The organism is Aminobacter sp. J41, from assembly GCF_000526635.1.
Taxonomy (GTDB): Bacteria; Pseudomonadota; Alphaproteobacteria; order Rhizobiales; family Rhizobiaceae; genus Aerobium.
On record NZ_JAGL01000012.1, the window covers coordinates 15,062 to 35,989 of the forward strand.

Consider the following 20,928-nt stretch of genomic DNA (forward strand, 5'->3'; position numbering starts at 1 on the left):
GCTGCCGCATCATGGCGAAGGCAGGCCGCAGCCCATTGATCTATGCCCTTGGCGGAATGGTGACCATGGCCGTGGCCATGGGCATCGGCCGCTTCGTATACACTCCGATCCTGCCAGGCATGATGGACGAGCTGGGGCTTTCGGCATCCGCCGCGGGATGGATCGCGTCTTCTAATTATGCGGGCTATCTGCTCGGCGCGTTTCTCGCGGCCGGCAATTGGGGACAGGGGCGCGAATATCCCGTGGCGCTGCTCAGCCTGCTGGCGACCGCGATACTCACCGGCGCGATGGCATATACGAGCAACGTTCCCGCCTTCCTCGTCATCCGCTTCCTGGCGGGGCTTGCGAGCGCGTTCGCATTTGTTTTCCTGTCGACGATCGTCTTCGGGCGTTTGGCAAAGGCCGGCCGCCCCGATCTCCAGGCTGTCCATTTCAGCGGCGTCGGCGTTGGCATCGCCACCTCCTCGCTGATGATCGCGGCACTCGGCGTTGCTCAGGCGGGGTGGCAGGCGAGCTGGATCTGGGCTGCTATCCTCGCCGCGGTGGGCTTCGTTGCCGTCGCGCTTCTGATCGATCGCGAACCCGCTTCGGCAACCCGTGTGCAGGCAGAGCCACCATTGCCTCGCACGCCCGCGATGGTACGCATCATCGTCGGCTACGGCCTGTTCGGCTTCGGCTACATCGTCACCGCAACCTTCCTCGTTGCCATCGTCCGCCAGGGCCAGATGGGCTCGCTGTTCGAGGCTCTGGTGTGGTGTGCCACCGGGCTGGCGATCATCCCCTCGGTTCTGGTGTGGAACCTGATCGCCAAACGGACTGGTCGCGTCGCCGCATATTCGCTTGCCTGTCTCGTCGAGGCGCTGGGTGTCATTGCGAGCGTCGCTATCGGCGGGCATGCAGGCCCGTTGATCGGCGGCGTTCTGCTTGGCAGTACCTTCGTGGCGATCACCGCGCTTGGTTTGCAGGTGGCGCGTGAGATTGCCGTCGCCGCACCCCGCCGGGCGGTCGCGCTGATGACCGCTGCCTTCGGCCTCGGCCAGATCATCGGACCGGTCGTCGCGGGATTCATCACCGACCGGACGGGAACGTTTACATTCGCGTCGCTGATTGCCGCCGCGACCCTTGTTGCAGCCGCTTTGGTCGTGGGAAGGCGCGGCTGACTGCCGCCTTTTTCCGATCAGGCCTTCCATGCGACCAATTTTCAGCTAAAACGCATGCCAAAGCTGTCGGGATCGTCATTCCCGACACGAGCATCTCCAACGCCGCCGGTGAACAATGTCCGACGACAGTTTCTTTCGTGAAGTAGACAGCGAGCTTCGCCAGGACCAGGCGAAGGCTCTGTGGGATCGCTTTGGCTCGTACATTATCGGCGGGGCGATCGCGATCGTTGTTGGCACTGCAGCCTTCGTGGCATGGGATCACTGGACGACCAACAAGGCGAATGCCTCGGGCGACATCTACCTGCAGGCGCTGGCGCAGGCCCGCGAGGGCAAGACCGACGAGGCCAAGGCTTCGCTCGAGAAGCTCGAGGCCGAGGGCTATGGCGCCTACCCGGTGCTGGCCCGCCTGCGCACGGCAACGCTGCTTTCCCAGTCCGGCGACTTCAAGGGCGCCGTTGCCGGCTTCGATGCGGTTGCAGCCGATACGTCGGTTCCGACGTCGATCCGTGACATGGCGCGCCTGCGAGCGGCATTCGTCCTCGTCGACCACGGCACCTATGCCGAGGTTGCCCAGCGCGTCGAGCCGCTCACGGCCGACACCAACGCTCTGCGCCATTCGGCACGCGAAGCGCTGGCGCTGTCTGCATGGAAAGAGGGCCGCGCTGCGGATGCGGCGACCCTGTTCGACCAGATTACCGAAGATGAAGCGACGCCGATGAACCTTCGCCGTCGCGCAGAAATGATGTCCGAGCTGATCCGCGGTTCGGGATCTGCATCCTGACCGCCCCGGAGGGGCCTCGAATGAGCTTCACCGTAGCGATCATTGGCCGGCCTAACGTCGGCAAGTCCACCTTGTTCAACCGGCTGGTCGGCCGCAAGCTCGCGCTTGTCGACGACACCCCGGGTGTCACGCGCGACCGCCGCGTCCATCCGGCCAAGCTGTATGATCTCAACTTCGACGTCATCGACACCGCCGGATTCGAGGACGCGGATGCGGCTTCGCTTGCCGGCCGCATGCGTGCGCAGACTGAGCTGGCGATGGACGAGGCGGACCTGATCCTCTTCGTCGTCGACGCGCGCAGCGGCATCGTCCCCGACGACCGCACCTTTGCCGACATCGCCCGTCGAACATCCAAGCCGATCGTGCTCGTAGCCAACAAGGCCGAGGCGCGCAGTGCCCAGGGCGGCATGCTGGAGGCTTGGGAGCTTGGCCTTGGCGAGCCGATCCCGATTTCGGCCGAACACGGCGAAGGCATGCCGGACCTGCGCGAGGCAATCGTCGACGCGCTGGGTGCCGAGCGCGTGTTTGCCGATGAGGAAGAAGACGAGGAAGTCGCAAGGGCTGCCGGCGAACCGCTGGTCGGCGAAGACATTGCCGATCCGGATGACGAGTCGGTTCCCGAATATGACGCGACCAAGCCGTTGCGCATTGCGATGGTTGGCCGCCCGAACGCCGGCAAGTCGACGCTCATCAACGCCTTCCTCGGCGAGGAGCGCCTGCTGACCGGCCCCGAGGCCGGCATCACGCGTGACTCGATTTCGGTCGACTGGGACTGGCGCGGCCGCCGGATCAAGCTGTTCGACACCGCCGGCATGCGCCGCAAGTCGCGCGTGCAGGAAAAGCTGGAAAAGCTGTCTGTCGCGGATGGTCTGCGCGCGATTCGCTTCGCCGAGGTGGTCGTCATCGTCCTCGACGCGACGATCCCGTTCGAGAAACAGGACCTGCAGATCGCCGACCTCATCATCCGCGAGGGCAGGGCGCCGGTCATCGCCTTCAACAAGTGGGACCTGATCGAGAATCGCCAGGAGCTGCTGGCCGAGCTGCGCGAGAAGACCGAGCGGCTCTTGCCGCAGGTGCGCGGCATTCAGGCCGTGACTGTTTCTGCCGAGACTGGCAAGGGCCTCGACAAGCTGATGGAGGCGATCGAGAAGACGCACCGCGTCTGGAACCGCCGCGTCTCCACCGGCAAGCTCAACCGCTGGCTCGAAGGCGTGCTGGCGCATCATCCGCCTCCGGCGGTCGCTGGCCGCCGCCTCAAGGTGAAGTATATCACCCAGGTGAAGACGCGCCCGCCGGGCTTCGTCCTGTCGTGCTCGCGGCCGGACGCGATGCCGCAGTCCTACATCCGCTACCTGACGAACGGGCTGCGCGACACGTTCGACATGCCGGGTGTGCCGATCCGCATGGTTCTGCGCGCGCCGGACAATCCATTCGCCAGTAAGGCGAAGAAGCGATAGCGGTTCATTACTGCAAGCTTTTGAAGAAGACGGGGTCGCTCAGGCGTCCCCGTTTTCGTTACGGCACTTCGGCGACTGCAAGATGACGCTGTGTAATGGCCGATGTGATCGCCCGTGTCCGGCTGAATTAACCAACCATCAAGGTTAATGCCGCAAATTTTCCACTCAGTCGCGTGAGTGGAGAGTACCGGTGTTGCGTTATGAGGCTAAGCGCGGGCGACCCCGCGCCGGATCGCGTTCCCTTGCTGCCCCCCTGTTGGTCGGCCTCGGCATCTGGATCGCGTCGCCGACCCATCTTTCCTATCAGGACATGGCGAGCTACATCGCCGGCCTCGAAACGTCGGGTGCCCGGTGGAACGGCTATGTCGAAGCGGCCGCAGCCGGATCGGTCCATGCGGCCGAGATGCGCTTCACCGACGATACCGCTACCGGCTCGATCTCAGGCGCCGGCCTCAATGCCCCCGGCGTCGGCAAGGTCGCCTTTCGCGGCAAGACGGAAGTTGCCGACACGCCCGACGAGGACCGGATCAACCGTGAGGAAAAGCGCTCGCGTGTCGTTCATGTCGCGCCGGTCGCGCCACCAAAATTCTTCAACGCCGGGTCGATCTTCGAACGCACCAGCCTGCTCCTGACGCCAACTCAGGAGCCGGAGATCAAGATGACCTTCGTTGTACCCGAGATCGCGGGCAAGGAAGTCCAGATCGCCAGCGCCTTCCATGTCCGCGAGGACGAAAAGGTCGATCCTGGCGTTCCGGCGTTCCTTGCCAACCTCGTCAACAACGACAAGCCGGATATTCTGGCCACCGCCTATGCGCCGCCGAAGCCGGACTATGCCAAGGCCTCGCCCTTCGCGAGCATCCTGAAGGAAGAACAGGACCCCTATGCCGGGCGGTATATTCCGCCGGTAGGGGAGGGCGACCACGAGTGGATGAAGAATCCGCTGCCGCCGGAGGTCTTCTCCGAGAAGGAGCAGAAGTGCCTCGCCGAAGGAATCTACTTCGAATCGCGCGGCGAAGACGTGAAGGGCCAGGCCGCCGTGGCGCAGGTGATTCTCAACCGCGTCCGCAATCCGGCCTACCCGAACACGATCTGCGGCGTCGTCTATCAGAACAAGGACTGGCGCAACCGCTGCCAGTTCTCCTTCGCCTGCGAGGGCCGCAAGCTGAAGATTACCGACCGCCGTCATTACAAGATGGCGCAGGAAGTCGGCATGGCCGTTACCGCCGGCAAGGTCTTCCTGCCTGAAGTTGGCTCGGCCACGCACTACCACGCGACGTATGTGAAGCCGGGCTGGGCGCGCACGATGGAGAAGGTGAAGAAGATCGGCCTCCACATCTTCTACCGCACCTATGGGGGCGGCTGGAGCTGACGATTGAGGGCGGATTCTTCTGATTCCGCCCCCGCGCCAGCCAAGGCGCATTGTCGCACATACCTAATTTCCTGATTTTATTGGGTGAATATCAGGCGTGCATGGCGAATCCACCGGCTTGACTGGGGGGAGGGCCCTAACTATGTTGCGCGCGACTTTAAAAGCGGAGAGACGGTAGACGTTCTGTCCGGGCAGGAGGTTGTAATGGCCGGTTTCGACAGGCCAGAAGACGAGGGCAAAGCCCAGCCTGGCGGAGCGGGAAAACCGGCTGTTCGCGACGAAGAACTTGAGCGTCGTGGTCGTGATCTGGAAGCTGCTATAGCGGCACGCCGCGCGGCAGACGATGCGAAGGTGAAACCATCGGCAGGGTCCCGCGACATGGCGGGCTTCGGCCAGGCGATGAAGCTGTCCAGCGAGTTTATCGCGGGGGTGGCGGTCGGAGCCGGGATGGGTTGGCTGATCGATCGGCTCGCGGGCACGTCGCCCTGGGGGCTGATCATCTTCCTGCTTCTCGGTTTCTGTGCAGGTGTGCTGAACGTGCTGCGGGCGGCTGGCAAGATTGCCGAGCCGAAGCCGGGTGTGATAGGCCGCAAGGAAAATGAATAGCGCCGTTGGCGCGTGACGTAATCGAGGGGCTCGACATTGGCCAACGATCCGATCCACCAGTTTCATATCTCGAAATTGATTCCGATTGAGGTCGGCGGGATCGATCTCTCCTTCACCAATTCGTCGCTGTTCATGGTCGCGACCGTCGCGGCCGCCAGCGCGTTCCTCTACTTCACGACCGGCGCTCGCAGCATGGTTCCGAGCCGCGGCCAGTCGATGGCGGAGCTCTCCTACGAGTTCGTCGCCAATATGCTGCGCGACTCGGCGGGCACCCACGGAATGAAGTTCTTCCCGCTGGTGTTCTCGCTGTTCATGTTCGTGCTGTTCGCGAACATGCTGGGCATGTTCCCGTACTTCTTCACCGTCACCAGCCAGATCATCGTGACCTTCTCGCTCGCGGTTGTCGTGATCGGTACCGTCATTCTCTATGGCTTCTACAAGCACGGCCTCAAGTTCCTCGGCCTCTTCGTGCCGAGCGGCGTTCCCGGTTTGCTTGTGCCGCTGGTTGTGGCGATCGAAGTCATCTCGTTCTTCTCGCGTCCGGTCAGCCTCTCGGTTCGTCTGTTCGCCAGCATGCTCGCCGGTCACATCACGCTGAAGGTCTTCGCGGGCTTCATCGTGTCGCTGGCCGCTCTTGGTCCTCTGGGTATTGCTACCGCCGTGCTTCCGCTTCTGATGACGGTCGCGCTGACGGGCCTGGAGTTCCTCATCTCGTTCATTCAGGCATATGTGTTCGCAATTCTGACCTGCATGTACCTGAACGACGCGGTTCACCCGAACCACTAATACCTTTCACCGGCGGCGCCGCCGCCCGCAGAAAACCGCAATCTGGAAATCAACAGGAGTTTGACATGGAAGCGGAAGCAGCACGTTACATCGGCGCAGGTCTGGCTTGCTTTGGCATGGCTGGCACGGCTCTCGGCCTCGGCAACATCTTCGGCAACTACCTCTCGGGCGCCCTGCGCAACCCGGCAGCTGCTGACGGCCAGTTCGGCCGCCTGATCTTCGGCTTCGCGGTGACGGAAGCTCTCGGCATCTTCTCGCTGCTGATCGCTCTGCTCCTGCTCTTCGCCGTCTAAGACAAGAAGCTGAAACGGTCGGCTGCGTCATCGCGCGGCCGACTTAATTCTGACAGGGGAAGCCCATGTTTGTGGCGCCTGCATTCGCGCAGGAATCGACTAGCGATCACCAGCTGCAGACCGAGCTGGAGGTCGAGACGCACGAGGGAACCGGTGTGTTTCCTCCGTTCGATTCCACATACTTCGCCTCACAGATCGTGTGGCTGGCGATCACGTTTGGTCTGTTCTACCTCTTCCTGAAGAAGGTGCTGGTTCCGCGCATCGGCGGGATCATCGAAACCCGTAATGGCCAGATCGCGCAGGATCTTGAAGAAGCTGCGCGCATGAAGGCCGAAGCGGACGCCGCGGTTGCTGCCTACGAGCAGGAACTTGCCGATGCCAAGGCCAAGGCAAACGCCATCGGCCAGCAGGCACGCGACGCTGCCAAGGCCGACGCCGAGGCAGAGCGCAAGAAGGTCGAGGCCGAGCTTGAGTCCAAGCTCGCCGGCGCAGAGGCCCGCATCGCCCTGATCAAGGACGAGGCCATGCGCGACGTCGGCCAGATTGCCGAGGATGCGGCTTCCGCCATCGTGCAGCAGCTCGTTGGCTCGGCTGCGGACAAGTCCGCCGTCGCCGCCGCGGTCAAGGCTGTAAGGAGCTAGGATCATGGACGCTACATTCTGGGCAACAGTAGGTCTCGTCCTGTTCCTCGCACTGGTGATCTTCGCTGGCCTGCCGGCCATGATCACCAAGTCCCTCGACGCCCGTGCGGATCGCATCCGCAACGAGCTGGAGGAGGCGCGCAAGCTCCGCGAGGAAGCCAAGAAGCTGCTGGCCGAATACCAGCAGAAGCGCAAGGAAGCCGAGCAGGAAGCGGCCGACATTGTCGCTGCTGCGAAGCATGAGGCCGAGACCCTCGTCGCCGAGGCCAAGGCCCGCACCGAGGAGTACGTCACGCGCCGTACCGCACTTGCCGAGCAGAAGATCGCTCAGGCCGAGCGCGACGCGGTTGCCGAAGTTCGCACCAGCGCAGTTGAGATTGCGGTTGCTGCGGCTGGTAAGCTTCTCGCTGAATCCGTCGACACCAAGACGGACGCTGCGCTCTTCCAGGCTGCCCTGGCAGACGTCAAGGCACGGCTGAACTGACGGGTTTCAAACCGAACATGAACGAGGCCGCCTTCGGGCGGCCTTCAGTTTGTTGACAAACCCTCGACGCACCTTTCCGGAGCCCGAGATTCACGGAACGTCTCAGATTCAAAGTGAGAACGGATCGGAATCAACAAGCCTGATTTGAAGGCTCGCGGAACTTTGTCAGCAGTCTGGAGGCCGCCTTCGGGCGGCCTTTTTCTTTTGTGCGGTTGGAGCTGATTAGGGGGAGGCAACGGGGACGAAGCTGCGCCGTAAATTCAGGCACGCAACGCCGGGCACGCGAAAGCCCCCAGGAAAATCCTCGATTGAACAGGCGAAAAAAGCGCGGCGTCAGCTGCCGGTGAGCTCGAGTTCCTGCTGCAGCCGGAATGGCGCAAAGGAAAGGCGGTGCAAGCGCGGCAGCGGTCCGGCGGTGGTGATCGCCGTACGGTGGCGGGCGGTCGCATAGCCCATGTGGATCTCGAAGCCGTAGCGCGGGTCGTGCTGGCCGACGCGACACATGATGCGGTCGCGCATGACTTTGGCGACAATCGAAGCGGCTGCAATCGACTGCGAGCGCTGGTCGCCCTTTACGACCGCGCGGCCCATGCAGGGTAGGCCGGGCGGCACGTCGCGGCCGTCGGCGAGAACCATCTTCGGCTGCGTGCAGAGCGTTGCCACCGAGCGGCGCATCGCCTCAAGGCTCGCCTTGCGGATGTCGCCGCAGTCGATCGAATGGGCGCAGATCGACGTGAAGGAGACCGACACGGCGCGCGCCAGAATTTCGGCGAAGACCGCTTCACGTTCGGCCGAATCCATACGCTTCGAATCGTCGAGACCGTCGGGGATGTTGTCGGGGTCGAGAATGACCGCCGCGGCGACGACCGGGCCGGCAAGCGGCCCGCGTCCGGCTTCATCCGTGCCGGCGACCGGCCAAAAACCTTCGCGGAGGGCAGAAATCTCCAACGAAAAATCCGGCCTGACGGGCAGGTCGAAAAGTGTCGGAGAATCGGAAGCGAGACGAGACATTGTGCGGGAATGTCTGGCATCCGCTCCGATTCTCCGCAAGCCCTTCCGTGGCCCAGGGGCAGGGTCGGAAGGATTTCCGCTGGTGCGAGGACAGTGCGGCGGTCCCCAGCGGAACTGGAAAAGGCGGCTGGCCGCGGATCAGAACAGCGTCAGCTGCTCGCCGGGGCCGCCCGGAGCCTTGAAGAGGTCAGTGCGAAGCCTTAGGCGCTCCGCGTTGAGCCCGAGGCGCTTGGCGGCGATCTCGAAGCGGCGGCCGATCTGCCACGCATAGGGGCCGGAGCCTTTCATGCGCTTGCCCCACTCAGCGTCGTAATCCTTGCCGTCGCGCATGGAGCGCACCAGCGACATCACGTGCCGGTAGCGGTCCGGATAGTTGCGCAGCAGCCAGTCCTTGAAGACCGGCGCGACCTCCAGCGGCAGGCGCAGGATGATGTAGCCCGCCTCGCGCGCGCCAGCCTGATGCGCGGATTCGAGAATGCGCTCGATCTCCTGGTCGTTGAGGGCCGGGATCACGGGGCCGATCATCACCGAGGTAGGGATGCCTGCCTCGCGCAGGGCGCGAACCGCTTCCAGCCGTTTCGGAGGCGTCGAGGCGCGCGGCTCCATCACCCGGGCGAGCTTGCGGTCGAGCGAGGTGATGGACAGCGCGACCTTGGCGAGACCCTTCTCGGCCATGCGCGAGAGGATGTCGATGTCGCGCGTGACCAGCGCCGACTTGGTGACGATGCCGACCGGGTGGTTGTGCGCCTCGAGCACCTCCAGCACCTCGCGCATGATGCGCCACTGCCGCTCGATCGGCTGGTAGGGGTCAGTGTTGGTGCCGATGGCGATGGTCTTCGGCTCATAGCCCGGCTTCGACAACTCGCGCTCCAGCAGCCGTGCCGCGTCCGGCTTGGCGAACAGCTTGGATTCGAAATCGAGACCCGCCGACAGGCCCATATAGGCATGGGTCGGCCGCGCGAAGCAGTAGACGCAGCCATGCTCGCAGCCACGATAGGGGTTGATCGAGCGGTCGAAGGAGATGTCCGGCGAGTCGTTGCGGGTGATGATGGTGCGCGGACGCTCCACCTGCACCGTCGTCTTGAACGGCGGCAGCTCTTCGAGCGTGTTCCAGCCGTCGTCGAAGACGTGGCGGGTCAGCGCCTCGTAGCGGCCGGTCGGATTGACGCCGGCGGCGCGGCCGCGCCTGCGGTCGAAGCCGATGCGCAGGCCGCTTTCGTCAATCACGGCGTTGGCTGCCGCGGCGCCGCCCTGTGCGAAGGCTGCTGCATCTGCCTGACGGATCGGTTCCATGCGTCGCTCCCGGTGTCGTGCAAACGACTCGTCGTCGCTGAATTCATTCCTATGGTTCGAACGTATGTTCCGGAGGAGAACAAATCAAGAACTTTGTTCGCGCCGTCTGGTGCGGACGCTGCGTTTGGCGTATTGGGGCAGCTATGCTGTCCGTGTTGATCGAAACGCACAACGACGAGGAAGCTCTGGCGCGCACGCTCACCTCACTGGTGCCGGCTGCGGTTGAGGGAGTCGTGCGCGAGGTGATCGTCTGCGATCGGGGATCGACGGACCAGACGAAGCTGGTTGCCGAGCATGTCGGCTGCAGCTTCCTGGAAGGTGCGGATGTGGCGGCGGGTGCCCGCCGCGCCAAGAGCGAATGGCTGCTTCTGGTCGAGCCGGGCGCCAAGTTGGTGGACGGCTGGATCGAGGCAGCGATAGCCCATGTCGAGGCGGGGCGCGGCGCCGGGCGTTTCACCCGCTCGCGTCATGCGCGACGCGGATTGCTGGATCGGCTGCTCAAGCGCCGGCGGCCTCTGGAAGAAGGGCTGGTAATTGCCCGCCGCGACGTGCTGGCAATGGCGGGCGATGTATCGGCGCAGGCAATTGCGCGCGCGGCGCGTTCGAGGATCCTCGCGGCCGAAATCGTTCCGGCCGTGGTCTAGGCGCTCTTGCCGCCGCCGCGCTTCAGGTGCTCATCGAGCCGCGGCATGATCTCCACGAAATTGCAGGGCATGTGCCGGTAGTCGAGCTGGGCCGAAAGGATGTGGTCCCAGGCATCGCGGCAGGCGCCGGGCGACCCCGGCAGCACGAAGACGAAGGTGGCGTTGAGCACGCCGCCGGTCGCGCGCGACTGAATCGTCGAGGTGCCGATCTTCTCGTAGGAGACGCGGTGGAAGATGGCGGAAAAGCCATCCATTGTCTTCTCGAAGATCGGCTCCAGCGCTTCCGGCGTTACGTCGCGGCCGGTGAAGCCAGTGCCGCCGGTGGTGATGACGACGTCGATGGCGGAGTCCTTAGACCAGGCGACGACCTTTTCGCGGATCGCCTCGATGTCGTCGGTGACGATGTCGCGCGCAACTAGCTTGTGACCGGCTTCCTCGATCCGGGCGGCAAGCGTGGCACCCGACTTGTCTTCCTCCAGTGAGCGGGTATCGGAGACGGTGAGGACGGCAATGCCGACGGGGATGAACGGACGGCTCTCGTCGATGCGTGCCACGGCCTGGCCTCCTAGATCGTGCGCGTTGCCCTGACGTACCATGCAGGATGAGCGGCCGCGAGCCTTGCGGCTGCTGCTTCCGCCTCCGCCTGGCTCGGGAACAGGCCGAAGCAAGTCGCGCCGGAGCCCGACATGCGGGCGAGCGCCGCGCCTGCATCGCGCAGCGCATCAAGCGTTTCGCCGACTTCCGGAGCAAGGCTGCGGGCTGGTGGTTCGAGATCGTTGCGGGTCCAGCCCGCCAGCCATTCTACGATTTCCTCAAAACTGGCGTCATCGGGCACGGGCGGAAGTGGCGGGTTGTCCTTGCGCTGAAGCGCGCGAAAAGCAGCGGGGGTGGAAATCGCTACGCCGGGGTTGACCAGCACCATGGCCAGCGAGGGGAGGCGTGCCGGCTCGATCTCCTCGCCGATGCCACGAGCCACCAGCGTATGCGCTCTGACGCACATCGGCACGTCGGCGCCGAGCTTCAGCCCAATCGCGTCGAGATCTTCCGAATCGGGCAAAATCCCCCACAAGCGGCACAGCGCCCGCAGTGTCGCTGCGGCATCGCTCGATCCGCCGCCGATGCCGGAGGCGACCGGCAGGTTCTTTTCGAGATGGATCGCGACGGGGGTAGGGGGGACGGCGATGGCCGTCAGCTCTCGCATGCGGTCGCGCGCCCGGATGACGAGGTTGTCTGGGCCGGTGTCCAGCCCTGCGCCGAATGGCGCACTGATGGTGAAGGTGTCGGTATCAGCTGGTTCCACCGTGATGCGGTCACCCGCCTCGGTGAACACGACGAGCGAGTCGAGAAGGTGGTACCCGTCGGCGCGCTGGCCGGTGATGTGCAGCGCAAGGTTGACCTTGGCCGGGGCGTGTTCGGCAATCGCGTCGGCCATGATGGGAATGCGTCAGTCCTTGCTCAGATGATAGTCGCCGGTGACTGGGTCCTTCACCAGCGTTCCGTGCGAGCCGGTGCGCATTTCGGCCTCGGCGCGGCGAGCGCGGGCAGTGACACGCTCGGCCTCGCGCACGAATGCGCGGTAGCCGACATAAGCCACGATGCCGACGACGGCAAAGAATACGAGCTGGGGCATTGTCCGTGTCCTTCCTGCGATCGGTTGTCGTTGCCGTTGTCTGCGACCGGAAGTGTAGCGTGTTTCCTGCGGGCCTTCAAAGCCCGTAGCGGGACCACATCGCACGTTCCTCGGCTGCGTCAGCCAGTCCATGTGCCGCTGCGGCGGCGATTTCGGGAGCCTCGCTGCCAAATACGCCAAGCTTGCGGCCAAACAGGCTGCGCGCCGGAGAAATCAGTTGCAGCTTCGCCTTGTCGCCGTAGCGCTGCTTGATGAAGGAGCGCATGTCGCCGAGCCCGTCGATCAGGCCGAGCTCGAGGCCCTTCTTCGCCGTCCAGAACATGCCGGTGAAAAGGTCCGGGTGGTCGGCGAGCTTTGCGCCGCGCCGTTCCTTCACCATGTCGATGAAGGTCTCGTGGATTTCGAGCTGCAGCTGCTTCAGCCGCTCGACGTCCTCTGGCTTTTCCGGCTGGAACGGGTCGAGGATCGCCTTGTTCTGACCAGCCGTGTGGACGCGGCGCTCGACGCCGATCTTCTTCAAGAGTTCCTGGAAGCCGAAGCCTGCGGAGACGACGCCAATTGAGCCGACGATGGAGGAGGGATCGGCGATGATCTCGTCACCGGCCAGCGCGATCATGTAGCCGCCGGAGGCCGCGACGTCCTCGACGAATACCAGCACGCGCTTGTTCTTCTCCTCGGCGAGGTCGCGGATGCGCTTGAAGATCAGCCGCGACTGCACCGGCGAGCCGCCTGGCGAGTTGAGCGAGATCGCCACCGCCGGAGCGTCCTTGATGGCAAACGCCTTCTCGATCAGCCCCGCAGTCGTTGCCAGTGAGAGAGTGGGCCGGAACTGGTTGCCGCCGGGCATGATTGGGCCCTGCAGGCGGATCACCGGGATGGTGGTTTCGCCCTTGCGCATGGAGGCGGGGAGGAAGCGGCTGAACAGTCGTTTCAAGTGGCGGGTCTCCAGTATGTCGCTTCGCATGTAGGTTGTTCACGTCGCCGCGCAATATCCCGCGCGCGATTCAGGCTGAAGTAGAATACCGAGATGTGGGGGAAGGACGGTTCAGTCGTCGAACAGCGATGCCCGGCCGTTGTTGACGTCGTCGGCGCGGGTGCTGAAGTGGTCGCCGGTTGCGTCGTGAATCACCAGCGGCGGCATCAGCGACAGGGGCGCACGCGAGGCGCGCACGGCACGAATCACGATGCGGATCGCAGGCTCCGTTGCCCGCGGCAGGATCGGCACGATCTGCGCCGCGCCGAAGCGGCCGTCCATCGCGTCGAGAATTTCGGTGAGCGAGCGCGGGCGCGCAATCAGCGCGAGCCCGCCGCGCGGCTTGACGATGGCGGCGGCGGTGCGCAGCCAGCTTTCGAACAGGCCATCGACCATGACATGCGCGCCGCGGCGCAGCTCGTCGGGGGAGGGCCGGTCCGCCCGCTCGTTGAAGGGCGGGTTCATGATCGCGAAGTCAAAACTGGAATCGTCGAGTCCGGCCGCGATCCGCGCTTGGCCGGTGAGGGTGACGTCGGTGACGACGACTTCAGCGCGGCCGGCGATGTGGTCATTGTCGGGATGGGCGATAGTTTCGCGGGCGCAACCGGCCAGCTCTTCCTCGCGCTCGACCAGCACGACCCTGGCATTCGGACAACGCGAGGCAACGGCGAGGCCGGCCGCACCTGCACCTGCACCAAGGTCGACCAGCCGGCCGGAAAAGCCGGAGGGAACCGCCGCAGCCAGCATCATCGCATCCGTGCCTGCCCGATGGCCGCGCCGCGGCTGGATCAGGTAGAAGTCGCCGCGATGGAACGCGTCGATCGTCCGGCCGCTTCGCGCGGCCGGCTCATCTTGCGTGGCAGGCAGTCCGTTCATTCGCCTTTCAGCTCTTCTTCAATTCCGGCGTCCTTCAGCAGAAGGCGTGCCTCTTCGAGATCATCCTCGCTGACCATCACGCGACGCGGCAGGATGCCAAGCGAGCCTTCGATCACGCTCATATTCTGGTCGGCGACGAAATAGGAGAGGCCAGAATCACGCAGCAATGCCTCGACGAAGGAGAGCATCACCGGGTCGTTGGTTCGCATCAGCTCGATCATGACGATGACCCTCTCAGGTGGCGCAGTCAATGTAAACGGAAATTGGCCGCCGCTTACCCCGCGCCAATTCGCCCCTTGCCGCAAAATGCTTGCCTCCCTAGAGTCCCGCGACTAAATGGCGGCAGCGACGGCCGTTTGTACGGGAGACCCGAGTGGTGGGCGTAGTAGTGAACATTGATGACGGCAAGCGCGCGAGCGCCTCGATCGAGGGGCTGATTGCGCTGACCAAGGAAGACATGGGCCGCGTCAATGAGTTGATCCTGTCCAAGGCTGGCTCGGACGTCACCATGATCCCCGAGGTGGCCAACCACCTGATCTCGTCAGGCGGCAAGCGCCTGCGGCCGATGCTGACGCTCGCTGCCGCGCAGATGTTCGGCTACGAGGGCGACGGCCACGTCAAGCTCGCGACCAGCGTCGAGTTCATGCACACGGCGACCCTGCTGCACGACGACGTCGTCGACGAAAGCGACATGCGCCGCGGCAAGCGCACCGCCCGCATGATCTGGGGCAACCAGGCGAGCGTGCTGGTCGGCGATTTCCTGCTCGGCCAGGCCTTCCGCATGATGGTCGATGTCGGCTCGCTCGATGCCCTCGACATCCTCTCGACCGCTGCCTCGGTCATCGCCGAGGGCGAGGTGCTGCAGCTCAGCGTCGCCAAGAACCTCGAGACCACCGAGGACGAATATCTCGCCGTCATCAAGGCCAAGACCGCCGCGCTGTTCTCGGCTGCGGCTGAGGTCGGCCCGGTCGTGGCCAATGCCACCAAGTCCGACCGCGCGGCGCTGCGCTCCTATGGCACCAATCTCGGCCTTGCCTTCCAGCTCATCGATGACGCACTCGACTATGCGGGCGACAGCTCGAGCCTCGGCAAGAATGTTGGCGACGACTTCCGCGAAGGCAAGGTGACGCTGCCGGTGATCCTGTCGTTCCGCCGCGGCTCGGCCGAGGAGCGCGAGTTCTGGAAGAGCGCGATCGAGAACGCGCAGACCGACGACGAGCAGCTTGAGAAGGCGCTCAAGCTGATGAAGAAGCACAACTCCATCGCCGACACGATCGGCCGGGCCCGCCACTTCGGCGGTATCGCCCGCGACGCGCTCGCCCCGCTGAAGGACACGCCGCAGAAGAAGGCGCTGCTCGACGTCATCGACTTCTGCATCAGCCGCGTCAATTGACAGCCGCAGCTCCTAGCCTGATCGTGAACGGACGCGGATTGAACCTCGTCCGCAAAAAGGACATGCTTGCCTGTCAGTGGGTGCTTCGGCGGCGCTCTGATCGCACAAGCTATCGGGAAGGAATGCAATGCGGCTCAAGACTGGAAGCCTGATCGCAGCGGCTGGCATGGCCGTGAGCCTCACGCTGGGCGCGCTGCCTGCGTGGGCGGCCCAGGACGAGACGGTCAAGGTCAACACGCTCACCGGCGCGTATCTCGCCGCCCGCATTGCCGAGAGCGACAACGACCTCGACGCCGCGATCGCCTACTACAAACGCGCGCACGCCTTCGATCCCGACGACCAGACGATCCAGCAGAGCCTGCTGCTCGGCTACATCTCGCAGGGCAATTTCAACGAGGCGCTGCGCTTTGCGCAGATGCTGAAGGAAACGCCCGAGGTCGAGCGATTCTCGCGCCTTGCGCTGGCCATCGACGCCATCCGCAAGGACAAGTTCGGTGAGGTCGAGAACTGGCTGAAGCTTTCGCTCGCCTCCGACCTCGACCGCCTGATCACCGGGCTCATCACCGGCTGGGCAAAGCTTGGTGCTGGCAATGGCCAGGAGGCGCTTGCCCACGTCAAGGGCATGGCCGGTCCCGACTGGTACGACCTCTTCGTCGGCTATCACCGCGCACTCATCGCCGAGCAGGCGGGTGATGTCGAAACTGCCCGCAACACCTTCCAGCAGGTCGTGGCGGATGCCGAAGCTGGCAGCGCCGCACCTGAAGCGTATCTCCGTGCCATCGAGGCGCAGGCAGGGTTCTTGGCCCGCCAGGGCGACAAGGAAGCTGCGTTGGCCGCACTTGCCGTCGCCGATGGCTTTGCGCCGGGCCGGGTCACCATCGACGCGCTGCGCGCCAAGATCGAAGCGGGCGAGAAGCCTGAGATGATGGTTCCCGACGTTCGTTCGGGTGCCGCCGAGGTGCTGCTGAACCTTGCCACCGCGCTCAACCGCAGCGGCGGCGAATCCTTCGTGCGGCTCTACCTGCAATATGCGGCGGCGCTGCGCCCCGACAGCGACGCGATCCAGATCCAGCTTGCCGGCATCGCCGAGCAGCAGAGCGACGCCGAGACGGCGATCGCGCACTATAAGAAGATCCCGGCCAGGTCGCCGATGAAGGCGATCGCCGAGCTGCAGCTCGGCCTCAACCTTGCCGATCTCGAACGCTTCGAGGAAGCCGAGAAGCATCTGAAGCAGTCACTCGTCCGCAATCCCGATGAGCTGCGCGCCTATCTCGCACTCGGCGGTGTCTATGCGCGGCAGGAAAAGTACCGCGAAGCAGCCGGCCTCTATGACCAGGCGGTCGAGCGCATCGAAAAGCCCACCCGCGCCGACTGGAACATCTTCTACCAGCGCGGCATCGCCTATGAGCGGCTGAAGGAGTGGGACAAGGCGGAGCCCAATTTCAAGAAGGCGCTCGAACTCTACCCGGACCAGCCGCAGGTGCTGAACTACCTCGGCTATTCTTGGGTCGACATGAACATGAACCTCGCGGAAGGGCTGAAGCTGATCCAGCGCGCGGTCGACCTGCGCCCGAGCGACGGCTACATCGTCGATTCGCTCGGCTGGGCCTATTACCGCCTTGGCCGCTACGAGGATGCCGTGCGCGAACTCGAGCGCGCTGTCGGCCTGATGCCCAACGACCCGGTGCTCAACGATCACCTCGGCGACGCCTACTGGCAGGTGGGCCGCAAGCGCGAGGCGACCTTCCAGTGGCGTCATGCGCTGACGATGGAGCCGGACGAGAAGGTCAAGGCCGACGCCGAGCGCAAGCTGCGCGAGGGCCTGCAGATTTCGAATGAAACGTCCGACCAGAACGTGATGGTTGCCGAAGGTCCGGGCGGCGAGGTCAAGCAACTGGCCGAGGCTGCTGCACCCGCTGCGCAGCAACCGAAGGCTCCTGCTGAGGCTTTCCATACGGTGCAGCCGGGCCAGAGCCTCTGGGACATCGCGGTGCAGCGTCTCGGCAATGGCGAGCGCTTCCGCGAGATCATCGAGCTCAACCCGCAGCTCAACGGCAACCCGAACCACATCTTCCCGGGACAACGGTTGACGCTGCCGGACGCGACACGCTGACCGCAGGGCGCTTCTTGACGCTACCTTGCAGCCGCTCTAGGACGGGCCACCGTCCCGCTCACGGCCGCGAGGAAGTTCAGTGAACGCCCAATTGCCCGACCACATGCACCCCAGCCGCTCCTTTCAGGGGCTGATCCTGACGCTGCACAACTACTGGGCCGACTACGGCTGCGTGGTTCTCCAGCCCTACGACATGGAGGTCGGCGCGGGTACGTTCCACCCGGCGACGACCCTGCGTGCGCTCGGCCCCAAGCCCTGGAACGCTGCCTACGTGCAGCCGTCCCGCCGCCCGAAGGACGGCCGCTACGGCGAGAACCCGAACCGCCTGCAGCACTACTACCAGTACCAGGTCATCCTGAAGCCGAACCCGTCGAACCTGCAGGAGCTCTATCTCGGCTCCCTGAAGGCGATCGGCATCGACCCGCTGATGCACGACATCCGCTTCGTCGAGGACGACTGGGAAAGCCCGACGCTGGGCGCCTGGGGTCTCGGCTGGGAATGCTGGTGCGACGGCATGGAAGTGTCGCAGTTCACTTACTTCCAGCAGGTCTGCGGCATCGAGTGCGCGCCGGTTGCGGGCGAACTGACCTACGGCCTCGAGCGCCTTGCCATGTATGTTCAGGGCGTCGACAACGTCTACGACCTCAACTTCAACGGCCGCGAAGGCGCCGAGAAGGTCACCTACGGCGATGTCTTCCTGCAGGCCGAGCAGGAATATTCGCGTCACAATTTCGAGCACGCCAACACCGAGACGCTGTTCCGGCACTTCATCGATGCCGAGAACGAGTGCAAGGCGCTGCTCGCCGCCGGCGCCGAGCGTCCGGGTGGCAAGCCGCACCAGATGGTGTTTCCCGCCTACGACCAGTGCATCAAGGCCTCGCACGCCTTCAACCTGCTCGATGCGCGCGGCGTGATCTCCGTCACCGAGCGCCAGAGCTACATCCTGCGCGTGCGCAATCTCGCCAAGGCCTGTGGCGAAGCATTCCTTGAGACCGAGGCCGGCGGCTTCGAACCGACCACAGAGGCTGCGTAAGATGCCTGATCTTCTGCTTGAACTTCGCTCTGAGGAAATCCCGGCACGCATGCAGCGCAAGGCTGCCGCCGACCTGAAGAAACTGGTCACCGACGGTCTCGTGAACGCCGGCCTCACCTACGAGGCCGCCACCGAGTACTGGACGCCGCGCCGCCTGACCCTCGACATCCGTGGCCTCACCGCGCGTTCCAAGGACGTGCACGACGAGATCAAGGGTCCGTCGACCTCCGCGCCGGAACAGGCCATTCAGGGCTTCCTGCGCAAGGCGGGCCTGTCGTCCCTCTCCGAGGCGCATGTCCATTCCGACCCGAAGAAGGGCGACTTCTACGTTGCCCACATCGTCAAGCCGGGTCGCGCGGCCGAAGAGATCATCGCCGAGCTGGTCCCGAGCGTGATCCGCAACTTCCCGTGGCCGAAGTCGATGCGCTGGGGCGCTGCGTCCGCAAAGCCCGGCAGCCTGCGCTGGGTGCGTCCGCTGCAGTCGATCGTCTGCACCTTCGGCCCGGAAAATTCCGAGCCGGTGGTGGTCGACTTCGAAGTCGATGGCATCCGCTCGGGCAACGTCACCTACGGCCACCGCTTCCACGCGCCGGACGCGATCACGGTCCGCCGCTTCGACGACTATGTCAGCAAACTGGAAGCCGCCAAGGTCGTGCTCGACGCCGAGCGCCGCAAGCGCATCATCCTTGATGACGCCAAGAACCTCGCCTTCGCGGCAGGCCTTGAGCTGGTCGAGGACGAGGGCCTGCTCGAGGAAGTCTCGGGCCTCGTCGAGTGGCCGGTCGTCTTGATGGGCGAGTTCGAGGAAGCCTTCCTTGAGATCCCGGCAGAGGTCATCCGCCTCACCATCCGCGCCAACCAGAAGTGCTTTGTTACCCGCCCGCAGGGCGCGAGCGAGGGCCTGTCCAACCGTTTCATCCTGATCTCGAACATTCTGGCCAAGGACGGCGGCAAGGAAATCGCCTACGGCAATGGCAAGGTGGTGCGCGCGCGTCTGTCCGATGCGGTCCACTTCTGGAACACCGATCAGGCCGGCCTGCCGGACCTCAACCAGCTGGCCGAGCCAGCCGCGAAGTTCGGCCTTGACCTCAAGAAGCCGCTCGACCAGCGCATGGCGCGCCTCGACAAGCTGAACGTGACCTTCCACGCCAAGCTCGGCACGCAGGGCGAGCGCGTCGCGCGCATCGCGAAGCTGGCTGAAGAGCTCGCGGAAGTTACCGGTGCCGACAAGGCGTTGGTGCGCCGCGCCGCCGTGCTCGCCAAGGCCGACCTGCAGACCGAGGTCGTCGGCGAGTTCCCCGAGCTTCAGGGCGCGATGGGCCGCAAATATGCGCTGCTGCAGGGCGAGCATCCGTCCGTCGCCGCCGCGCTCGAAGAGCACTACCGCCCGCAGGGCCCGTCCGACGTCGTGCCGACCGATCCGGTCTCGATCACCGTTGCGCTCGCCGACAAGCTCGACACGCTGACGGGCTTCTGGGCGATCGACGAGAAGCCGACGGGTTCCAAGGACCCGTACGCGCTTCGTCGTGCGGCTCTGGGCGTCATCCGCATCATCATCGAGAATGGCGTGAGGCTGCCGCTGCTCAGCGTCACCAATGGCGACGCTGACCTGCTGTCGTTCTTCCACGACCGCCTGAAGGTCTATCTGCGCGACAAGGGCGCGCGGCATGACCTGATCGACGCGGTGATCTCGCCGGAAGCCGACGACCTGCTGCTGATCGTCAGCCGCGTCGCCGCACTCGGCATCTTCCTCGACTCCGAGGACGGCAAGAATCTGCTCGCCGGCACCAAGCGCGCCGCGAACATCCTGGCCGCCGAGGAGAAGAAGGGCACCGTCGTCAACTCGGACGTCGATCCGGTGGCGTTCCGCAACGACGCGGAGCGCGCGCTGTTCACCGCGATCAACCATGCCGAGAGCGAGGCCGCCAAGGCCGTCGCGCTGCAGGATTTCGCCGGTGCCATGCAGGCGCTGTCGGTGCTGCGCGCGCCGGTGGACACCTTCTTCGAGGCGGTGCTGGTCAACGACGAGAACCCGGTCGTCCGCGCCAACCGCTTGGCGCTTCTCGCCCGCATCCGCAACGCCACCGGCCAGGTCGCGGACTTCTCGAAGATCGCCGGATAAGGCAGAGGGGGCCTGCTGCTGGCGAACGAGCTGGCGGCAGCGTCGGTGTACCCCCACCCCTAACCCCTCCCCACAAGGGGGAGGGGAGCTTTGGGCACTCGATTTTCGGAGGGCTCCGTCGTACCGACACATCCCGCGCGAGGCATGCGACGGCGGGAGCGAACGCTCCTGCCACAGATGCTCCTGCCGCGAATGCTTCTGCCAGGCTCGTCGTTTCAGGTGGAGTGCTGACGCCCATGTCTCCCTCCCCCTTGTGGGGAGGG

The 20,928-nt window shown here is 64.7% G+C and carries 22 protein-coding genes; 14 read left to right on the top strand and 8 right to left on the bottom strand.

What is annotated here, in order from left to right:
• Nucleotides 1-11: 11 nt before the first annotated feature.
• The 9 genes from L630_RS0110230 (at nucleotide 12) to L630_RS0110270 (ending at nucleotide 7,577) form a co-directional block, all read left to right on the top strand.
• Complete coding sequence (locus L630_RS0110230) at nucleotides 12-1,160, top strand: YbfB/YjiJ family MFS transporter (RefSeq protein WP_024848160.1); 1,149 nt, start codon at nucleotides 12-14, stop codon at nucleotides 1,158-1,160.
• Between the two features lie 115 nt (nucleotides 1,161-1,275).
• Nucleotides 1,276-1,941 carry a tetratricopeptide repeat protein gene (locus tag L630_RS0110235; RefSeq protein WP_024848161.1) on the top strand — a complete coding sequence of 222 codons (666 nt, stop codon included), beginning with the start codon at nucleotides 1,276-1,278 and terminating at the stop codon, nucleotides 1,939-1,941.
• Nucleotides 1,942-1,961: 20 nt separating this feature from the next.
• Nucleotides 1,962-3,398 carry a ribosome biogenesis GTPase Der gene (gene der, locus L630_RS0110240; RefSeq protein ID WP_024848162.1) on the top strand — a complete coding sequence of 479 codons (1,437 nt, stop codon included), beginning with the start codon at nucleotides 1,962-1,964 and terminating at the stop codon, nucleotides 3,396-3,398.
• A gap of 190 nt (nucleotides 3,399-3,588) precedes the next feature.
• Nucleotides 3,589-4,767, top strand: coding sequence for a cell wall hydrolase (locus L630_RS0110245; protein ID WP_024848163.1), 1,179 nt, complete (start codon nucleotides 3,589-3,591; stop codon nucleotides 4,765-4,767).
• Nucleotides 4,768-4,971: 204 nt separating this feature from the next.
• A complete protein-coding gene (locus L630_RS0110250) occupies nucleotides 4,972-5,373 on the top strand; it encodes an AtpZ/AtpI family protein (protein ID WP_024848164.1) in 402 nt (133 codons plus the stop codon).
• A 36-nt stretch (nucleotides 5,374-5,409) separates the two neighbouring features.
• A complete protein-coding gene (locus L630_RS0110255; protein WP_024848165.1) occupies nucleotides 5,410-6,159 on the top strand; it encodes a F0F1 ATP synthase subunit A in 750 nt (249 codons plus the stop codon).
• A gap of 65 nt (nucleotides 6,160-6,224) precedes the next feature.
• A complete protein-coding gene (locus tag L630_RS0110260) occupies nucleotides 6,225-6,452 on the top strand; it encodes a F0F1 ATP synthase subunit C (protein WP_024848166.1) in 228 nt (75 codons plus the stop codon).
• A 65-nt stretch (nucleotides 6,453-6,517) separates the two neighbouring features.
• Nucleotides 6,518-7,093, top strand: coding sequence for a F0F1 ATP synthase subunit B (locus L630_RS0110265; protein WP_024848167.1), 576 nt, complete (start codon nucleotides 6,518-6,520; stop codon nucleotides 7,091-7,093).
• A 4-nt stretch (nucleotides 7,094-7,097) separates the two neighbouring features.
• Nucleotides 7,098-7,577, top strand: coding sequence for a F0F1 ATP synthase subunit B (locus L630_RS0110270; protein WP_024848168.1), 480 nt, complete (start codon nucleotides 7,098-7,100; stop codon nucleotides 7,575-7,577).
• Between the two features lie 333 nt (nucleotides 7,578-7,910).
• On the opposite strand, the gene L630_RS0110275 is transcribed toward L630_RS0110270, so the two are convergent.
• Both L630_RS0110275 and L630_RS0110280 read right to left on the bottom strand, forming a co-directional pair.
• Nucleotides 7,911-8,588, bottom strand: coding sequence for a ribonuclease HII (locus L630_RS0110275; protein WP_024848169.1), 678 nt, complete (start codon nucleotides 8,586-8,588; stop codon nucleotides 7,911-7,913).
• A gap of 138 nt (nucleotides 8,589-8,726) precedes the next feature.
• On the bottom strand, nucleotides 8,727-9,881 hold the full coding sequence (locus tag L630_RS0110280; protein ID WP_024848170.1) for a PA0069 family radical SAM protein: 1,155 nt from the start codon (nucleotides 9,879-9,881) through the stop codon (nucleotides 8,727-8,729).
• A 143-nt stretch (nucleotides 9,882-10,024) separates the two neighbouring features.
• Between L630_RS0110280 and L630_RS0110285 the strand changes: the two genes are divergently transcribed.
• Nucleotides 10,025-10,525, top strand: a complete 501-nt coding sequence (locus tag L630_RS0110285; protein WP_024848171.1) for a glycosyltransferase — start codon at nucleotides 10,025-10,027, stop codon at nucleotides 10,523-10,525.
• Here L630_RS0110285 and moaB read toward each other — a convergent pair.
• The 6 genes from moaB to L630_RS0110315 form a co-directional block, all read right to left on the bottom strand.
• Entirely contained in the window at nucleotides 10,522-11,079 is a 558-nt protein-coding gene (gene moaB, locus L630_RS0110290; protein WP_024848172.1) for a molybdenum cofactor biosynthesis protein B, read from the bottom strand. The two genes, L630_RS0110285 and moaB, sit on opposite strands and share 4 nt — an antisense overlap.
• An 11-nt stretch (nucleotides 11,080-11,090) precedes the next feature.
• Entirely contained in the window at nucleotides 11,091-11,957 is an 867-nt protein-coding gene (locus tag L630_RS0110295) for a 4-(cytidine 5'-diphospho)-2-C-methyl-D-erythritol kinase (protein WP_034329927.1), read from the bottom strand.
• Nucleotides 11,958-11,969: 12 nt separating this feature from the next.
• Nucleotides 11,970-12,155, bottom strand: a complete 186-nt coding sequence (locus tag L630_RS0110300) for a hypothetical protein (protein WP_024848174.1) — start codon at nucleotides 12,153-12,155, stop codon at nucleotides 11,970-11,972.
• Between the two features lie 76 nt (nucleotides 12,156-12,231).
• Nucleotides 12,232-13,089: a S49 family peptidase gene (locus tag L630_RS0110305; protein ID WP_024848175.1), complete on the bottom strand. Its 858-nt coding sequence runs from the start codon at nucleotides 13,087-13,089 to the stop codon at nucleotides 12,232-12,234.
• A 111-nt stretch (nucleotides 13,090-13,200) separates the two neighbouring features.
• Nucleotides 13,201-14,004 (bottom strand): methyltransferase, encoded by an 804-nt coding sequence (locus L630_RS0110310; RefSeq protein ID WP_024848176.1) that lies wholly within the window; start codon nucleotides 14,002-14,004, stop codon nucleotides 13,201-13,203.
• Nucleotides 14,001-14,225, bottom strand: a complete 225-nt coding sequence (locus tag L630_RS0110315; RefSeq protein WP_024848177.1) for a DUF2007 domain-containing protein — start codon at nucleotides 14,223-14,225, stop codon at nucleotides 14,001-14,003. The genes L630_RS0110310 and L630_RS0110315 overlap by 4 nt, the downstream gene beginning before the upstream one ends.
• A gap of 155 nt (nucleotides 14,226-14,380) precedes the next feature.
• Here L630_RS0110315 and L630_RS0110320 point away from each other — a divergent pair, with 155 nt between their 5' ends.
• The 4 genes from L630_RS0110320 to glyS all read left to right on the top strand — a co-directional run bounded on the left by L630_RS0110320 (nucleotide 14,381) and on the right by glyS (nucleotide 20,665).
• The gene (locus L630_RS0110320; RefSeq protein WP_024848178.1) at nucleotides 14,381-15,397 is read left to right on the top strand and encodes a polyprenyl synthetase family protein; all 1,017 of its coding nucleotides are present in this window, start codon (nucleotides 14,381-14,383) and stop codon (nucleotides 15,395-15,397) included.
• A gap of 127 nt (nucleotides 15,398-15,524) precedes the next feature.
• On the top strand, nucleotides 15,525-17,510 hold the full coding sequence (locus L630_RS0110325; RefSeq protein ID WP_024848179.1) for a tetratricopeptide repeat protein: 1,986 nt from the start codon (nucleotides 15,525-15,527) through the stop codon (nucleotides 17,508-17,510).
• A 103-nt stretch (nucleotides 17,511-17,613) separates the two neighbouring features.
• Complete coding sequence (locus L630_RS0110330; protein WP_034329930.1) at nucleotides 17,614-18,543, top strand: glycine--tRNA ligase subunit alpha; 930 nt, start codon at nucleotides 17,614-17,616, stop codon at nucleotides 18,541-18,543.
• A gap of 1 nt (nucleotide 18,544) precedes the next feature.
• Nucleotides 18,545-20,665, top strand: a complete 2,121-nt coding sequence (glyS, locus tag L630_RS0110335; RefSeq protein WP_024848181.1) for a glycine--tRNA ligase subunit beta — start codon at nucleotides 18,545-18,547, stop codon at nucleotides 20,663-20,665.
• Nucleotides 20,666-20,928 lie beyond the last annotated feature (263 nt).

Excerpts from the sequence above, each read along its gene's own strand:
- L630_RS0110260 (WP_024848166.1), top strand. The coding sequence starts at position 6,225 with ATGGAAGCGGAAGCAGCACGTTACATCGGCGCAGGTCTGGCTTGCTTT.
- L630_RS0110275 (WP_024848169.1), bottom strand. The coding sequence starts at position 8,588 with ATGTCTCGTCTCGCTTCCGATTCTCCGACACTTTTCGACCTGCCCGTC.
- glyS (WP_024848181.1), top strand. The coding sequence starts at position 18,545 with ATGCCTGATCTTCTGCTTGAACTTCGCTCTGAGGAAATCCCGGCACGC.
- L630_RS0110310 (WP_024848176.1), bottom strand. The coding sequence starts at position 14,004 with ATGAACGGACTGCCTGCCACGCAAGATGAGCCGGCCGCGCGAAGCGGC.
- der (WP_024848162.1), top strand. The coding sequence starts at position 1,962 with ATGAGCTTCACCGTAGCGATCATTGGCCGGCCTAACGTCGGCAAGTCC.
- L630_RS0110285 (WP_024848171.1), top strand. The coding sequence starts at position 10,025 with ATGCTGTCCGTGTTGATCGAAACGCACAACGACGAGGAAGCTCTGGCG.
- L630_RS0110330 (WP_034329930.1), top strand. The coding sequence starts at position 17,614 with ATGCACCCCAGCCGCTCCTTTCAGGGGCTGATCCTGACGCTGCACAAC.
- L630_RS0110270 (WP_024848168.1), top strand. The coding sequence starts at position 7,098 with ATGGACGCTACATTCTGGGCAACAGTAGGTCTCGTCCTGTTCCTCGCA.
- L630_RS0110325 (WP_024848179.1), top strand. The coding sequence starts at position 15,525 with ATGCGGCTCAAGACTGGAAGCCTGATCGCAGCGGCTGGCATGGCCGTG.
- L630_RS0110250 (WP_024848164.1), top strand. The coding sequence starts at position 4,972 with ATGGCCGGTTTCGACAGGCCAGAAGACGAGGGCAAAGCCCAGCCTGGC.
- L630_RS0110265 (WP_024848167.1), top strand. The coding sequence starts at position 6,518 with ATGTTTGTGGCGCCTGCATTCGCGCAGGAATCGACTAGCGATCACCAG.
- L630_RS0110315 (WP_024848177.1), bottom strand. The coding sequence starts at position 14,225 with ATGATCGAGCTGATGCGAACCAACGACCCGGTGATGCTCTCCTTCGTC.
- L630_RS0110235 (WP_024848161.1), top strand. The coding sequence starts at position 1,276 with ATGTCCGACGACAGTTTCTTTCGTGAAGTAGACAGCGAGCTTCGCCAG.
- L630_RS0110295 (WP_034329927.1), bottom strand. The coding sequence starts at position 11,957 with ATGGCCGACGCGATTGCCGAACACGCCCCGGCCAAGGTCAACCTTGCG.
- L630_RS0110230 (WP_024848160.1), top strand. The coding sequence starts at position 12 with ATGGCGAAGGCAGGCCGCAGCCCATTGATCTATGCCCTTGGCGGAATG.
- L630_RS0110300 (WP_024848174.1), bottom strand. The coding sequence starts at position 12,155 with ATGCCCCAGCTCGTATTCTTTGCCGTCGTCGGCATCGTGGCTTATGTC.
- L630_RS0110280 (WP_024848170.1), bottom strand. The coding sequence starts at position 9,881 with ATGGAACCGATCCGTCAGGCAGATGCAGCAGCCTTCGCACAGGGCGGC.